Annotated in this window: 8 protein-coding genes and 1 pseudogene; 2 read left to right on the top strand and 7 right to left on the bottom strand. The window is 69.4% G+C overall.

All coding sequences use genetic code 11. The features are described from left to right. Positions 1-70: 70 nt before the first annotated feature. The 7 genes and pseudogenes from UK23_RS24550 to ssb form a co-directional block, all read right to left on the bottom strand. Positions 71-1201 carry a low temperature requirement protein A gene (locus tag UK23_RS24550; protein ID WP_196777867.1) on the bottom strand — a complete coding sequence of 377 codons (1131 nt, stop codon included), beginning with the start codon at positions 1199-1201 and terminating at the stop codon, positions 71-73. 85 nt (positions 1202-1286) lie between these two features. After that, positions 1287-1913 carry a hypothetical protein gene (locus tag UK23_RS24555; protein WP_045314006.1) on the bottom strand — a complete coding sequence of 209 codons (627 nt, stop codon included), beginning with the start codon at positions 1911-1913 and terminating at the stop codon, positions 1287-1289. Next, positions 1906-2337: an acyl-CoA thioesterase gene (locus tag UK23_RS24560; RefSeq protein WP_045313978.1), complete on the bottom strand. Its 432-nt coding sequence runs from the start codon at positions 2335-2337 to the stop codon at positions 1906-1908. Before UK23_RS24560 ends, UK23_RS24555 begins: the two co-directional genes overlap by 8 nt. 599 nt (positions 2338-2936) lie before the next feature. Beyond that, a complete protein-coding gene (locus UK23_RS24570) occupies positions 2937-7880 on the bottom strand; it encodes an NAD-glutamate dehydrogenase (protein ID WP_045313980.1) in 4944 nt (1647 codons plus the stop codon). 356 nt (positions 7881-8236) lie between these two features. Continuing rightward, positions 8237-12478, bottom strand: a complete 4242-nt coding sequence (locus tag UK23_RS48895) for a hypothetical protein (RefSeq protein ID WP_052684996.1) — start codon at positions 12476-12478, stop codon at positions 8237-8239. Positions 12479-12496: 18 nt separating this feature from the next. Then, positions 12497-14172: pseudogene (gene ettA / locus UK23_RS24580) on the bottom strand (energy-dependent translational throttle protein EttA). Between the two features lie 280 nt (positions 14173-14452). Next, on the bottom strand, positions 14453-14848 hold the full coding sequence (gene ssb, locus UK23_RS24585; RefSeq protein WP_052684997.1) for a single-stranded DNA-binding protein: 396 nt from the start codon (positions 14846-14848) through the stop codon (positions 14453-14455). Positions 14849-15102: 254 nt separating this feature from the next. Here ssb and UK23_RS24590 point away from each other — a divergent pair, with 254 nt between their 5' ends. Continuing rightward, entirely contained in the window at positions 15103-15717 is a 615-nt protein-coding gene (locus UK23_RS24590) for a TetR/AcrR family transcriptional regulator (RefSeq protein ID WP_052684998.1), read from the top strand. Beyond that, positions 15710-16633, top strand: a complete 924-nt coding sequence (locus UK23_RS24595; protein WP_045313983.1) for a daunorubicin resistance protein DrrA family ABC transporter ATP-binding protein — start codon at positions 15710-15712, stop codon at positions 16631-16633. The genes UK23_RS24590 and UK23_RS24595 overlap by 8 nt, the downstream gene beginning before the upstream one ends.

The following is a 16633-nucleotide window of genomic DNA, read 5'->3' on the forward strand; positions in this document are numbered from 1 at the left end:
GTCGGACCCTCTGAGTACGTTGAAACGCAGGGGTTCCCAGCACGGGGGTACCCCTGCGTCAGCGTGCACGTCAGGCCTGTCGCTTGGCCTCGACCGCCAGCAAGGCACCGAAGACGGCGACGAGCGCGGCGACCTGGGCGATGGCGAGCCACAACCCGACCGGCACCGTCACCAGCGCGGCGACCGCGGCGATGATCCGCCACTTGTTGCTGCCGATCCGCAGCCGGTAGCGGAAGTAGATCTCGCCGACGAGGAAGATCGCCGCGCCGCCACCGAGCGCGAGCGCGCCGCTGAGGTGGAGGTGCTCGGTGGCGTGCCCGATCGTCTTCTTCACGCCGACCGCCACGACCACGATGCCCAGCAGGATCGGCGCGTGGGCCCAGCCGAAGGCCGAGAGTGCCGCGCTGGCCCGGTCGGACGGCGTCATGGCCGCCAGGTTGTGCTCGGCACGCAGGTCCTGTTCGCGGCCGAAGTAGCACCACCACAGCTGGTAGACGAGCGCGAGGCCCAGCAACGCGGCCACGACCAGTTGCAGGTTCAGCGGCAGTCCCGTCGCGCCGATGCCGATCGCGATGATCGACTCGCCGAGCGCCACGATGACCACCAGGCCGTGCCGCTCCACGAAGTGCGCCGACCGGATGCGGAACTCGCCGTGCCGTCGGTTCACGTACGGCGACACGATCATGACCACCACGGCCGCCGTCCACGCCGCCGCGCGCCACGTGCTCGGCAGGAAGCCGCCGACGAACACCAGACCGGCCGACCCGAGGTTGAACGGTGCCAGCCGCGCCATCGCCGCCGCCGAACCCGGGCCGCCGGACGCGATGAACAGGCCGGAGTGCACCAGGTTCACGATCAGGTAGCCGATGCCGAACGCGACCCCGGCGGCGCCGAACGCGTTGGGGATGGCCAGCGCGATGACCAGGAAGCCGCCCATGCCCGCCATGAGCAGCAACCGTCGCATGGTGGTGGTCGGCGGCACGGCGTTCGTGAGCCAGACGTACCCGAAGTACATCCACAGGATCACGAACAGCATGATCACGACCTGCGCGAACCCGAGCGGCGACGTGTCGTCGGCCAGCTTGCTCGTCAGCTGCGTGATCGTGAAGACGAAGACCAGGTCGAAGAACAGCTCCAGCGTCGAGACCCGGTACTCGGTCCCCTCGGGCGCTTCGGGCGCCTCGTGCGTTTCGGCGGACACGCGCGACATCGTGCCACGCGCATCCGCTTGTGGCGCCCCGAATTCTCCAACCGCGAACCTGGACCTAACTCCAGGTCAGCCCAGTTCAGACGAGCAGTGGCAGCATCGAGTGCCGGCGCCGCACCACCGCGCCGTACTTGGCGTCGATCCGCAGCCACGAGTCGGTCGCGGTCACCCGCACCTCGCCGTCCTCGCCGAGGAAACCCATGCCCGACAACGCGAACAGGCACCGCAGCGGGATCTTCACGTCCAACCCGGACCCGCTGACCGTGAGCACGGTCTGGTCGAGCAACGAGGCGGGCGGAGTGCCTTGCGGGCCGGTGTTCTCCCGCGCCACCGCGACACCTTCGTCGGCGAGCTTCGAGATGACCTCGACGGGCAGCCGGTCGACCATGAGCCAGCCCTCGAACGGCGGCAGGGCCGAGCGCCACATCAGGTCCTTGGCCGGGCCGGGGTCGATGCGTTCGTCGCGCATCACCGCGAGCCCCGTCAGCAGCTCCGAGCCCGACACCGTGACGTCGGCCGGATTCGCCTGTCCCGCAACGGTTCGCGTCGCGAGCGTGTCGAACGGCGTGGCCACCCACGCGTCCAGCAGCTCGGAGTTGCGGTTGCGCAGCCGCACCACGGACTGCGCCTCCAGCCGCACCGCACGCGCGGCGAAAGCGCCGAGGTCGTCTCTCTCGGCCGCGTCGGCCAGCACCAGCTCAGGCACCATTACCCCCTGCTCGCCACCCGGCGAGGAAATCGCGCTCGGCGTCGGTCAGACGACGTGGCCGCGCGGTCGTCACGTTGTAGGGCACCATGAGCGTCTCCGCCCTGGTGACCACTGGGCTGTCCGCCTCCCGGCTGCCGCGCACCACGTAGTCGAGCGTGAACGACGCGGACTTGAGCTCCCGCACCGACATCTCGACCACGATGTCCTCACCGGTGAACACGATCGGCGCGAGGTAATCGACGAAGAGCTTCGCCACGACCATCCCCTCGGCCATCTCCTTCACCCCGTGGCGGGCGGCCTCGGTGAACAGCAGCTCGATCCGGGCCTCTTCCAGCAACGTCACCGTGTTCGCGTGGTTGACGTGACCGAACGCATCCATGTCCGACCATCGCGGCCGCACACCAGTGACGAAGACACCCATGCAGGGACCCTACCGCCCGGGAACCTTCACAGGATCTCCACTCCAGCCGATTGAAAGTCGATAGCCAGCCCTCACCAATCGCGCTGCGTCACACGCACTGCTGATCTTCCCGCAGGCTGTCTGCTACCGCGTTCTTCAGCAGGCTGTTCGCACCGATCGCGGTGATCCCCGCCGTCGCGGCAGACGAGGTCGCGTTCTTCCCGCCCCGCGAGTCCGTGCCTGTGCCGGTCGGGTGTCCTCGATCGTCTTCGTCGCGTGCTGTCAGGTTCTGATCGTGGCGTGGTGAGGAGTGCTGCACCGGCGGGGCCGGGCACCGTGTTCGAGCCCCGCATGCTTGGGCGGACGAGTCACGATCGGTACCGTCCTGCCACGGTCGAGGTGCTCGGCTCCGGCTGCTCACCGTGCTGCACACGCTCCCCCCGCGCGCTTCCTCATGGCGCAACGATCGAACGGCGATTTCGGTTCCCGGCGCCGCCAAAATCCTGTGGACAACTCGCGGCTACATCGGCCGCGTACCTCCTGACCTGCGAAACGCTACCGGAAAAACGCCAGGGGGCCGTGGAGTTGTCCACAGCCCCCTGGCTTTCGGCTGATGCTTACTACCTGACCATGCTCCGCACCTGACGGGCGGCGACGGAAAGGGTCGCCAGGTCCAGCTGGTGGACCCGGTTGATCTCGTCCAGCGCACCGCGCGAGCGAGCCAGGCGGGAGGCGTTGGCCTGCTCCCACTTGGTGATCTTCTCGCTCGCCGTGTCGCCCTCGTCGCTCGCCCTCATCACGTCGATCGTGATGGCCCGCAACGACGAGTAGAAGTCGTCGCGCAGAGCCAGGCGGGCCAGGGCGTGCCAGCGGTTGCCACGCTCCAGGCTCGTCACCGAGTCCAGCATGTGGTCGATGTCGAGGTGGTCGGACAGCGCGAAGTACAGCTCGGCGCTCTCCCGGTGCGAACGCTCCGGGCCCATACCGCCGGCCGGGCCGAACTCGCGTTCGGCCAGCTCGGCGATCTCGGTGACGTCGAGCAGTCCGTACATGTAGAGCAACGCGGCGACCTTGCGGGCGAGCTCCGCCGGGACGCCCTGCTCGACGAACTTGTCCGCCTTGCCGGCGACCACGTCGAGCTCCTTGCCCTGCAACAGCTCGAAGGCGAACGGGCTGAGCTCCTCGACCACGCTGCGGAATCGGTTGATCGTCGAACCCACCGCCAGCGGCTGCGGGCGGTTCGACAACAGCCAGCGGGACGCGCGGTCGAGCAGCCGGCGGGTCTCCAGCACCAGGTTGTCCTGGACCGCCGTCGACACCACGTTGTCCAGCGCCTCGATCTCCCGCCAGATCGCCGGCAGGTCGAAGACCTCGGTCACCACGGCGTACGCGCGCACCGCGTCGGTCGCCGAGGCACTCATCTCCTCGGCCAGGCGGAAGGCGTAGGACACGCCACCGCCGTCGACGACCTCGTTCACCACGACCGTCGTGATGATCTGCTTCGCCAGCGGGTGGTTCGGGATCGCGGTGCCGAAACGTTCGCGCAGCAGCGTCGGGAAGTAGTCCGGCAGCTTGTTCTTGAACGTGTCGATCGTCGGGATGTCGCTGGAGAGCAGCTCTTCCTTCAGCGTGAGCTTGGTGAAGGCGAGCAACGTGGCGAGCTCCGGCGAGGTGAGGCCCTCGCCGTTCTTCTCCAGCGTCTTGAACTCCGCGGCGCTCGGCAGCGCCTCCAGCTTGCGGTTGAGCGCACCGCGGGCTTCGAGGTCGGCCGTGAGACGCGCGTGCACCGACAGCATCGGGCCGGCGTGCGCCCGGCTGACGCCGAGGACGTTGTTCTGCGAGTAGTTGTCGGCCAGCACGAGCTCGCCGACCTCGTCGGTCATCTCGGCGAGGACCTCGTTGCGCTGCTGCTGTTCCACCGAGCCCTCCCGGACCAGGTGGTCCAGCAGGATCTTGATGTTGACCTCGTGGTCGGAGCAGTCGACGCCGGCGGAGTTGTCGAGCGCGTCGGTGTTGACCTTGCCGCCGTTGCGCGCGAACTCGATGCGGCCGCGCTGGGTCAGGCCCAGGTTGCCGCCCTCGCCGACGACCTTGACGCGCAACTCGTTGCCGTCGACGCGGATCGAGTCGTTGGCCTTGTCGCCGACGTCGGCGTGAGACTCGGTCGACGCCTTGACGTACGTGCCGATGCCGCCGTTCCACAGCAGGTCGACCGGCGCGAGCAGGATCGCCTTCTTCAGCTCCGGCGGGGACAGCTTCTCGACGCCCTCCGGCAGCCCGAGCGCGACACGGGCCTGCTCGGACAGCGGAATCGACTTGGCGGACAACGGGAAGATGCCGCCGCCCTCGCTGATCAGCGAGCGGTCGTAGTCGTCCCACGACGAGCGCGGCACGTTGAACAGCCGCACCCGCTCGGCGAACGAGGTGTCCGCGACCGGGTTCGGGTCGATGAAGATGTGCCGGTGGTCGAACGCGGCCACGAGCCGGATGTGCTCGGACAGCATCATGCCGTTGCCGAACACGTCACCGGACATGTCGCCGATGCCGACGACGGTGAACTCCTCGGTCTGCGTGTCCACGCCGAGCTCGCGGAACGAGCGCTTCACGCTCTCCCACGCGCCCTTGGCCGTGATGCCCATGGCCTTGTGGTCGTAGCCGATCGAGCCACCGGAGGCGAACGCGTCGCCCAGCCAGAAGCCGTAGCTCTGCGACACACCGTTTGCGATGTCCGAGAACGTCGCGGTGCCCTTGTCCGCGGCCACGACCAGGTACGTGTCGTCGGCGTCGTAGCGCACGACCTGCGGCGCGGGCACGACCTCGTTGTTGATCAGGTTGTCGGTGAGGTCGAGCAGGCCGGAGATGAACATCTTGTAGCAGGCGATGCCCTCGGACATGAAGTTCTCGCGGTCGATGCCGGGGTCACCGGTCGCCGGGATCGGGCGCTTGACGACGAAGCCGCCCTTGGCGCCGACGGGCACGATCACCGCGTTCTTCACGGCCTGCGCCTTGACCAGGCCGAGGATCTCCGTGCGGAAGTCCTCGCGGCGGTCGGACCAGCGCAGACCACCACGCGCGACGGAACCGAAGCGCAGGTGCACGCCCTCGACGCGCGGCGAGTACACGAAGATCTCGAACTTCGGCCGCGGCGCCGGCAGGTCCGGGATCGCCTGCGGGTCGAGCTTGACCGACAGGTACGGCCGGGCGTTGCCGTCGGCGTCGCGGAAGAAGTAGTTCGTCCGCAGCGTGGCGTTGATCAGCGTGAGCAGGCTGCGCAGGATGCGGTCCGCGTCGAGGCTCGTCACGTCGTCGATCAGCTTGCCGGTCTCGACGACCATCGTCTCGGTGCGGTCCGCGCGCGTGGCGTCGTCGAGCCGCGGGTCGAACCGGGACTCGAACAACGCGACCAGCGCGATCGCCACGCTCGTGTGACCGAGCACCGCGTCCTCGATGTAGTCCTGCGAGTACGGCGTGCCCGCCTGCCGCAGGTACTTCGCGTACGCGCGCAGCATCGCGGCCTGCTGCCAGGTGAGCCCGGCCTGCAGCACCAGCGAGTTGAACCTGTCGACCTCGGCCTCGCCACGCCAGACGGCGGCGAACGCGTCCTGGAACCGCACGCGCACGTTGTCGAGGTCGGACTCCGACAGCTGCTCGAGCGCCTTCTGGTCGATGCGCAGGCCGAAGTCGTAGATCCAGCACTGCACGCCGTCTTCGCGGGTGATCTCGTACGGCCGCTCGTCGACCACGATCACGCCCATGCGCTGCAGCATCGGCAGCACGTCGGACAGCGTGATGCCGTCGCCGGTCACGAACAGCTTGAAGCGCCGCTCCCCCGGCTCGGCGTCCTCCGGCACGTAGAACACCATGTCGAGGTCGCCCTCGGCGAGCGCCTCGATGCGGCGGAAGTCGCCCAGGCCGACGCTCGCCGGGAAGTCCTCCTTGTAGGCCTCCGGGAAGACCGAGGCGAACCGCTGGCCCTGCTCGGTGGCCGACTCGGCCCCCAGGACACCGCTGTCGCCCAGCACGGCCTCGACCATGCGGTCGTCCCAGCTGCGGACGGCCTCGGCGAGCTTCTGCTGGATCGCGTTGGTGTCCGGCTCCAGCGTGCGCGCCGGGTCCGTGTGCACCATGAAGTGCACGCGGGCCAGCGCCGACTCGCCGATGCGCGCGCTGTACTCGAGGTTCAGACCGCCGAGCTCGGCGAGCAGCACCTCCTGCATCGCGAGGCGGCTCGTCGTCGTGTAGCGGTCGCGCGGCAGGTAGACCAGGCACGAGAAGAAGCGGCCGAACGGGTCTCGGCGCAGGAACAGCCGCAGCCGGCGCCGTTCCGCGAGGGCGATGACACCGGTCGTGGTCTGGTACAGCGTGTCGGCGTCGACCGAGAACAGCTCGGTGCGCGGGTAGTTCTGGATCACCTCGAGCATCCGCTGCCCCGAGTAGGACTGCAGCGGGAAGCCGGCGCGGTGGATCACGTCGCGCACGCGGCGCTCGATCACCGGGATGTCGAGCACGTCCTCGTGCAGCGCCGTCGTGCTGAAGATGCCCAGGAACCGGTGCTCGCCGGAGACGTTGCCCTCGGCGTCGAACGTCTTCACGCCCACGTAGTAGGGGTAGACGCTGCGGTGCACGCTGCTCTGCGCGCTCGCCTGGGTCAGCACGAGCAGCTCCGGGCTGAGCGCCTGCGCGCCGTTGTCCGGCCCCGCGGTCAGGCTGCGCGCCGCGAGGCTGTCCTGCCTGAGCACGCCGAGACCACTCGCGAGCACGGCCCGCAGCGCCGGTTCGCCGTCCTCCTGGACCAGCTCGTACTGCCGGTAGCCCATGAACGTGAAGTGCCCGTCCGCGAGCCACTTGAGGAGCTTCGCGGCGTCCGTGGTGGCCTCGGACGAGTCCTTCTCGAGCTCGTCGGCGAGCTGCGTCGCCGTGGTGACCATGCGGTCGGTGTCCTCGACGACCTCGCGGACGTCGGTCAGCACCGTCAGCAGCCGGGTCTCCAGCTCACGCGCCCGATCGGCGTCCGTGATCAGGTCGACCTCGATGTTCATCCACGACTCCGCCAGCGCGTCGCCGGGCGGGTCGGCCGGGTCGGCCGTGGGCAGCACCTCGGTGCGCTCACCCGTCACCGGGTCGCGGCGCACGACGACGATGGGGTGCACAACGCGCTGCACCTGCACACCACCGCGCGTGAGCTCGGACGCGACCGAGTCCACGAGGTACGGCATGTCGTCCGTGACCACTTGGACCACGGTGACCGGACACTGCCAGCCATCGGTCCCGCGTGTCGGGTTCAGGATGCGCACCGCGGCGCGTCCGGGAACGCGGCTCTCGGCGAGCTGGTAGTTCGACCGCACCGCTCCGACCAGGTCCACCGGGTCGTCGTCGTTGACTTCCTCGGCGGGCACGTGCCGGTAGAAGAGGCGGATCAGATCAGCGAGTTCGGGGGCATTGGCGGCGGCCCGTTCGATCAGCTCGTCACGGACCTGCTCAGGACTGGCCGGTCGACTTCCACCGTCCGCGGTCGGGGCCGCGGAGGCGTCGTCGGTACGGGTCGGGGCTCCAGTCGAGGTCATCTTCAGGCGACTCCACGCTATCCGGCACCTCTGTGTGCCGGGTCCGCCTCCACCCTAGATGGGGTGGCGGCCGTCACCGGCAACGGGAGGGGCACTGACGGACCACTGAATCGTGGGCTGAATCGAGTCACATAATCAGTGGCTCCAACGCATTTCGCATGATGGACGCTCAAGCCCACCACCAGTTCCGCCGCCCGGCCCGACCCGGCGACCACTCTTGCGCAGGACACCGGCCCGACCCGCCTCACCGCCCACCTCGGCGTGGCGGGCGGGTCGGCGGCACGAGCGGCTTGGGCAAGGCTTGAGGTGTGGCGCTGACCACCACGGCGCGCCGAGTGGCCTGGTCCGAGCCCGGCTCACGTACCGGGCAAGGTCCAGCTGGCGGGGCCACCGGGCGAAACCGGACGGATCGGGCCGGTCGTCTCGCTGTCCGGCGCGCCGCCCACGGGGACGATCGGGCCGGTCCTCTCCTGCTCGGACTCGCCCTTCCGCCCGGCCGGCTCCCCCGCGGGTGGCTGCTCGCCGAACGACTGGCTCGGGTTGAACAGGGAGTCGGCCGCGGGCTGCGGTGTCTCGAACGGCTGTCCCGAACCGAAGGCCGGCTCGAGGCTCGACCGGTTCTCGGGGGGCGCCGGGAACTGCTGGGAACCGAACGCCGAGCCTGCCTGAAACAGCGAGTCCGTGCCCGGCGTGGCTGTCGTGGTCGGCTCCGGTGCCGGGGAACCGAACGGCTGCCCTGGCCGAAAGAGGGAGTCAGCTCCCGCTCCGGATCCTGTGGCGGACTCCGGCGACTGCTGGGATCCGAACGACTCCCCTGGACGAACCTGGAAGTCAGCGCCTGGCCCAGGCTGAGAACCGAACGGCTCATCGGGACGAACCTGGAAGTCCGCGCCTGCGCCAGACCCTCTGGCGGATTCCAGCGCAGGCTGAGAACCGAACGACTCACCAGGACGAACCTGGAAGTCCGCGCCTGGCCCAGACCCTCTGGCGGACTCCGGCGCAGGCTCAGAACCGAACGACTCGCCCGGCCGAACCAAGAAGTCAGAGCCTGTTCCGGCAGCTGGCTCCGGCTGTGGCGAACCAGTGGGCTGACCGGGGTTGAAGAGCGAGTCGGTGTTGGACGGTTGCTCGGGTTCGGAAGCGGACCATTCCGGGACGGGCAGGTCCACGGCGTCCATCTGTTCCTCGTCGGAGCGACGGCCGGTCTCGTAGGCGACCAGTGCTTCCGCCAGCAGGTCGGCGAGGCTCAGGTCGCTGGGCTTGCGGCGGCTGCTCGGGCGGCCCGTCCGCGCGCCAGGCTCGTCCTTCGCCTCGGCGGGTTGGACGATGCCCGCGGCCTCGTAGGCGGTCGGCGCGGCAGCATCCGGCGCAACGATCTCGGCTTGAACCGGCTCGGTAACCGGGTCCGGTTCGGCCGACGGCTCGGATTCCGTGGCGAAGAAGTCGTACTGCGGCGGCGAGTCGAGCCCCGCTGCGGGCGCGGGGATCACGGACGTCGCCGGGTCGAAATCGGTGCCGGTGGCATCGGGCGTCGCCGAGCCGGACGCCGGACCGGCATCCGGGGCCGAGGACGGCTCGTCGGGCTCACGGACCGACATCGTCACGATGGGGTCGACGTCGAAGTCGTCAGCGATCTCGAAGTTGGCCCAGCCGCCCGGATCCGGCTGGCTTCCCTGGCCGGACGACGTCGGGTCGGCCTGCGGGGACGGATCCGGCTGGGTGCCGAACCCCGCCTGGGTGCCGAAGGTGGGCTGGGAACCGAAGTTCTGCGTGCCGAAGCTGGTCTGCGTCCCGAAGGTCGGCTGGCCACCGAACCCGGTCTGAGTGCCGAAGGCCGACTGTCCGCCGGTGTTGGGCTGACCAGCGAACCCCGCCTCGGTTCCCGCCTCTGCTGGGTTGCCGGAGCCGGACTCGGCACCGAACCCGGGCCGGCCACCGAACCCACGCGCACTTTCGGCACCAGGATCGCCGCCGAACCCGCGCTCACCGGAACCGGACTCACTGCCGAAGCCGCGCTCGCTCGCGGCACCCGGCTCGGTGCCGAAGCCTGGTCGGCCAGGTGTGGCGCGCTGGTCCGGAAGTGCGGTCAGGGGGACCGGGGTGGTGGGGACGTCCGCGGAGTCGTCCTCGACGTCTGCCGCGCTCAGAAACGTGCTCGAGAGCAGGTCCGGCTCCGGGGGCTGCGGGATCTCGTCCGGGACCGGCACCGACGGCACCGGGTCCGGGATCGGTGAGTGCGGCTTGTGCTCCGGGTCCGGGTCGGGGGCGGGCGTTGGGTGCTCCGCCGGGTCCGGGGACGGGATCGAGGACGTCGACCACCGCTGACCGGTGAAGTCGAGGTTGGAGTAGTCGCGCTCCGGGAGGGTGCGCTCGTCGGCCGGGGTCGCGGGGAAGCCCGCGGCCGGGGTGTGGAGCGGGTAGGCCGGGGGCGGGTCGTCCAGGTGGGGGCCGAAGTCCGGGGCGGCCGGCGGGCGCGAGAACGCCGCGGACAGGCCCGAGCGGGACGGGGCGTCCGGCGTGTTCGGGTCGGCGAAGTAGTTCGGGGCGTCCGGGTGGTCCTGGCCGCCGAAGGAGGATTGCGGGGCCGGATCGTCCTGGCGCAGACGGGACGGTGGTTCCACTCGCCACGACGGGGCGTCCGTGCTCGAGGCTGCCTCGGCGTCCCGGGCACGGCGGCGGCCGCCTGCTCGCAGACCCTGGGCCTTGAGCATCTCCAGGACGCTTTCCGGCTGGGCTCTGGACGCCTCTTCGCGGGCCGCGGCTTCTCTGCGCGCTGCTTCCTCGCGGACCGCGGCCTCGCGTTCCGCGACTTCACGGGCGGCGGCGGCACGGGCCAGTTCCTCGCGCGCCGCGGCTTCGCGGGCTGCGGCTTCGCGTTCGGCGGCTTCGCGTTCGGCGGCCTGGCGAGCGGCTTCCTGGCGAGCGGCTTCTTCCGCCGCTTCGCGTTCTGCCTGGGCGCGTTGCTCGGCGCGGGCCTGGCGTTCCGCCTCGATCTGGCGGCGGGCCTCGCGCTGCAGCTCCATGAGCTGTTCTTCGACCTTGCGCTTGCGTTCCTGGTCCGGGCTCAGCTGCGGGGCCGCAGGTGCTGGCTCGGGGGTCTCGGCGACGGTGGACGGCTGGTCTTCGTCGATCTCGCCCGCGGCGACTCTGGCTGCGCGGCGGCGGCCGCTCACCATGGCGCCGGCGGAGGCGATCAGACCTGAGGCGGGGACTGTGCGGTCGGAAGAAGGCACGACAGGGGGTGGGGGTTCCAAGGGTTCCGGTGTCTTGTCGTCGGGTTCGCCGAACGGCTGGACCGTGCGCCACCTCTCGGCGGCGTGCTGGCGTGCCGCGGACAAACCCTCCACGGTCATGTCTTCGGCAGCTCTGCGGACGCGCTTGACCTTCAGGCCATCGCCCTTGCGGACCTGGACCGGGCGCCACGTGCGGAGCTGTTGCTTCAAAGCGGCGGACAGGACGCCGTCGGTCACGATCTGCATGCCCTCGGCCGGGCGGAGCAGGCTCGCCAGTTGCTGGTGCAGATCCGCGGGCTGGCGGTGGACGCCGGAGAACTCGGCCGCGAGTCTGGCGCGCACCGCGTAGACGGCGCGGGCTCTGCGGCGTTCGGCGGCGTGGGCGGAGCGCAGGTTCGTCAGCGCGTCGGCCAGTTCGCCGGACACCTCGTGCACGTGCGCCAGTGCCAGCAGGCTTTCCGCCAGCAACGTGTCGAGCTGGTGGCGTTCGGCACTGGCCGCGGCCTCGCGCAACATCTCGCGGGCGAGCGCCACCCGGCCCGCGGGGAGATGGACGCGTGTCGCGAGAGCCAGGCGCAGCCAGCCGGTGGTGGAGGCCGATGGCGCGCGCACCGGGCGGTCGAGCAGTGGCGTGCCGACCTCGCTCGCGTCGAGCAGGCGGTTCGCGTCCATCAGCGCCAGCACCAGTTCCAGCGTGAGCCGGCCCATGCCCTGACCGCTGTCCGCCGACGGGTCGGCGAACCTGCCGAGCAGGTCGAGGCCTTCGCGCGCGGCACCGATGGCGGCGGCGATGTCGCCCCAGCGACGGTGCTGGGCTGCCTGCACCGCGCGGATCAGGCCGCGCAGCAGCAGGCGGGTGTCCTCGTCGAGCGTCGTGTCGGCGACGTAGAGCTGGTCCGCCTCGGCGAGCGCCCGCGTGGGCTCGTCGCCGCGGCCGACCGTGACGAGGCATTCGCTGGCCTGCACCAGAGCGGAGGCCCGCAGTTCCGCGGGCACGTCCGGCGCTTCCAGCACGGGCGTCACCGCGGCGAAGCCCGTGAGCGGTGCGCCCACGGACCGCGCGCACGCCGCGAGCTCCACCCGCAGCAGCCACGCGGTCTCGTGTTCACCGGCGGCCTCGGCCGCCTTCAGCGCGTCGATCGCCCTGTCGGCGATGCGGACGCCGCGGCCCACGCGGTTGCCCGCGAAGACCACCAGCGACTCGGCGCGGAGCCGGTCGGCTTCGTCGCGGCGGGTGGAGGCGAGCGCAACCGCCCGCTCACCGAGCACCAGAGCGAGCTCCGGTGCCCGCCAACGCAGCATCCAGGCGGGCACGACCAGCGTGCTCACCTCGACGTTCGCCTGCGTCTCGCCCCTCGCCGCCACGACGTCGCCGTTGCCCTCTCAGTCCCGTGTCAGCTTGCGGTACGTGACACGGTGCGGGCGGGCCGCGTCGGCACCCAGGCGCTCGAGCTTGTTCTTCTCGTAGCCCTCGAAGTTGCCCTCGAACCAGTACCACTTCGACGGGTCTTCGTCCGTGCCCTCCCACGCGAGGATGTGCGTGGCGACGCGGTCGAGGAACCACCGGTCGTGGGAGATCACGACGGCGCAGCCGGGGAACTGCTCGAGAGCGTTCTCCAGCGAGCCGAGGGTCTCGACGTCCAGGTCGTTCGTCGGCTCGTCCAGCAGGATCAGGTTGCCGCCGAGCTTGAGCGTGAGCGCGAGGTTCAGGCGGTTGCGCTCACCACCCGACAGCACGCCCGCGGGCTTCTGCTGGTCCGGGCCCTTGAAGCCGAACGCGCTGACATACGCGCGCGAGGGCATCTCGACGTTGCCGACGTGGATGTAGTCGAGTCCGCCGGACACGACCTCCCACACGTTCTTCTTCGGGTCGATGCCACCGCGGTTCTGGTCAACGTACGAGAGCAGCACGGTCTCGCCGACCTTCACCTCGCCGGCGTCCGGCTTCTCGAGACCGACGATGGTCTTGAACAGGGTCGTCTTGCCGACACCGTTCGGGCCGATGACACCCACGATGCCGTTGCGCGGCAACGTGAACGACAACCCGTCGATCAGAACCCGGTCGCCGAAGCCCTTCTTCAGCTTCTCGGCCTCGACCACGACGTTGCCCAGACGCGGGCCCGGCGGGATCTGGATCTCCTCGAAGTCGAGCTTGCGGGTCTTCTCCGCCTCGGCCGCCATCTCCTCGTAGCGGTCGAGACGCGCCTTGGACTTGGCCTGGCGGGCCTTGGCGCCGGAGCGCACCCAGTCCAGCTCGTCCTTGAGGCGCTTCTGCAGCTTCTGGTCCTTCTTGCCCTGGACCGCGAGACGCTCGGCCTTCTTCTCCAGGTAGGTGGAGTAGTTGCCCTCGTACGGGTGGGTCCGGCCGCGGTCGATCTCGAGGATCCACTCGGCCAGGTTGTCCAGGAAGTACCTGTCGTGGGTCACGGCGAGCACGGCGCCGCTGTACTGCGCGAGGTGCTGCTCCAGCCACAGGACGCTCTCCGCGTCCAGGTGGTTGGTGGGCTCGTCGAGCAGCAGCAGGTCGGGCTTGCTCAGCAGCAGCTTGCACAGCGCGACGCGGCGGCGCTCACCACCGGAGAGCTTGGTGACGTCGGCGTCCGGCGGCGGGCACCGCAGGGCGTCCATCGCCTGCTCCAGCTGGGAGTCGAGGTCCCACGCGTCGGCGTGGTCGAGCTCCTCCTGGAGCTTGCCCATCTCCTCCATCAACTCGTCGGAGTAGTCGGTCGCCATCAGCTCGGCGATCTCGTTGAAGCGGTCCAGCTTCACCTTGATCTCGCCCAGGCCCTCCTGGACGTTGCCGAGGACGGTCTTCTCCTCGTTGAGCGGCGGTTCCTGCTGCAGGATCCCCACGGTGTAACCGGGAGACAGGTACGCCTCGCCGTTGTTCGGCGTGTCCAACCCCGCCATGATCTTGAGCACGCTCGACTTGCCGGCGCCGTTGGGACCGACCACACCGATCTTCGCGCCGGGGTAGAACATGATCGTGACGTCATCGAGGATGACCTTGTCACCGTGCGCCTTGCGCACCTTTTCATGGTGTAGATGAACTCGGCCATGGCGGCGATCGTAGAGCGGTGCTCAGAGGCTCCTGACCTCGGTCGCCGACAAGCAGCCGTCCACCCCCGGATCAAGCGTCACGCGACTCGGTGACCAGCCCGTTCCGTTCGAACGTGAACGACTCTCGGCGACCGGGCCTCAGCGGCCCCGATCTACGAGCTTCCCTCCTTCGTGGATTGCGGTGCGCACATCATCTCCGGCGGCGTTGCCGGATCGGGCGGGTTCCCGAACTCCTGTGCGCGGTTGCCCCGAAAGTCGCAAGATCAAAACGGTGCCGGATCAGAACGGGATCGCCTCTTCGACGAGATCCTCGCCGACCCGCGGTTCAACGACCGGAGTGGATCCCAGTGACTGCACGCGACTCAAGTCCAGTCCGACGTGCAGCGCGTCGAGACTCAGCGACGATCGTTTCACGTCGTCCTTCTCGTAGTACCGCATGCGCAGCTTGCCCTGGACGATCACGGGATCACCTTTGGACAGCGTGGTCTTGACGCTGTCGGCGAGCTTGCGCCAGCAGGAGACGCCGAGCCAGATCGTCTCGCCGTCCTCCCAGTCGCCCAGCGACGTGTTGTAGCGCCGTTCGGTCGACGCCATGCGGAAGAACGCGCTCGTCTTGCCTTCCTCGCCGTGCCGGTACGTGATGTCGCCGGTAACAGTGCCAACAACGGTGATCACGGTGGAATTCCAGGACATCGGGTTCGCCTCCAGGTCGCGGGTGTGCTGGTCCAGGTTGCTCCGGGAGGCGGGGTGGGAACCGGGGTGGACGGGGATCTGTGGATTACTCGCGGGTTGTGGACAGGTCGCGATCTTCAGCCACCTCGAACCGCGAAATTGTCAGACCTGTGTGCTAGTGCGGCGCTCGAGCCGGACCGAGTGAGTGAGCGCCCACTCATTGACATGAGTGAGGACTCACTCATACAGTTGCGGACGTGTCAGAGGAACCACGCCGCCGCCGCGCCCCCGCGATGAGCCCGGAAGACCGCCGTGAGGCGATCCTCCAGGCCACGCTGCCGCTCGTCGTGAAGGCCGGCGCGAACGTCACCACCAGCCAGATCGCCGCGGCGGCCGGCATCGCCGAAGGCACGGTGTTCCGCGTCTTCAAGGACAAGGCCGAACTGCTCAACGCGGTCATCCAGCGCGCGTTGCTCGCCGACGACGAAGTGGCCCGCATCGAAGCGGTGCCCACCGACCTGCCTATCGAGCAGCGGCTCGTGGAAGCGACCGGCACGGTGACCGGCTACCTCGACCGCATGTGGAGCGTCATGGGCGCACTGCGCGAGTCCGGTTACCAGCCGAGCCAGGAGGACCACGAGAAGCACAAGGGCCCACCGGAGGGCATGCTCCGCGTCTCGAACGCGATCGCCGAGCTGTTCGCCGACGCGGACCTCCGCACCAGCCCCGAGCACGCCGCCCGCCTGCTGCTCGGTTTCGTCTTCACCAACCGCCTGCAAGGCAAGGGCTTCGGCGAGACGACCGTCGAACCGGCGCAGCTCGTCGAACTTTTCCTGCACGGCGCACTCAAATCAGGGGGAGCAGATGTCTGAGCTCATGATCGAAGCCACCGAGGTGAGCAAGAGATTCGGTGACGTGCACGCCCTCGACGGCGTCAGCGTCACCGCGAAGAAGGGCTCCGTGCTCGGCCTGCTGGGCCACAACGGCGCCGGCAAGACCACGCTGATCAACATCCTCACCACGATGCTGCCGCTGTCCGCAGGCAGCGCGAGGATCGCCGGTTTCGACGTCTCGAAGCAGAGCCACGAGGTCCGCAGCCGGATCGGCCTGACCGGCCAGTTCGCCGCCGTCGACGAACAGCTCAGCGGCCACGACAACCTCGTGCTCATCGCCCGCCTGCTGGGCGCCAGCCGCAAGCAGGCCCATCAGCGCGCGGACGACCTGCTGGAGCAGTTCGACCTCACCGACGCCGCCAAGCGCAACGCCAAGACCTACTCCGGCGGCATGCGGCGCCGGCTCGACCTGGCCGCGTCCCTGGTCGGCAATCCCGAGGTGCTGTTCCTGGACGAGCCGACCACCGGCCTCGACCCGGCCAGCCGCCTGGCGATGTGGGAGATCGTCGAGAAGCTCACCGCGGACGGCACGACCGTGCTGCTCACGACGCAGTACCTGGACGAGGCCGACCGGCTCGCCGACACCATCACCGTGCTGTCCCACGGCAAGGTCGTCGCGTCCGGCACCAGCTCCGAGCTCAAGGCCCAGGTCGGCCAGCGCACCGTGACCGTCACGCTCGACTCGGTGTCCGAAGTGGACATCGCGCTGAAGGCGATCAACGCGGTGGGCCTGCACCCCGTCGCCGAAGGTCTCACGCTCACCACGCCCGTCAGCGCGTCACGCGACCTGGCGACGGTCGTGCGCGCGTTGGACGACAACGGCTTGGAGGCGCACGAGATCGGCCTCGCGGAGCCCACTTTGGACGACGTCTACCTCACTCTCGCCGCGAACTAG

This window comes from Lentzea aerocolonigenes (assembly GCF_000955955.1).
In the GTDB taxonomy this organism is placed as follows: Bacteria; Actinomycetota; Actinomycetes; order Mycobacteriales; family Pseudonocardiaceae; genus Lentzea; species Lentzea aerocolonigenes_A.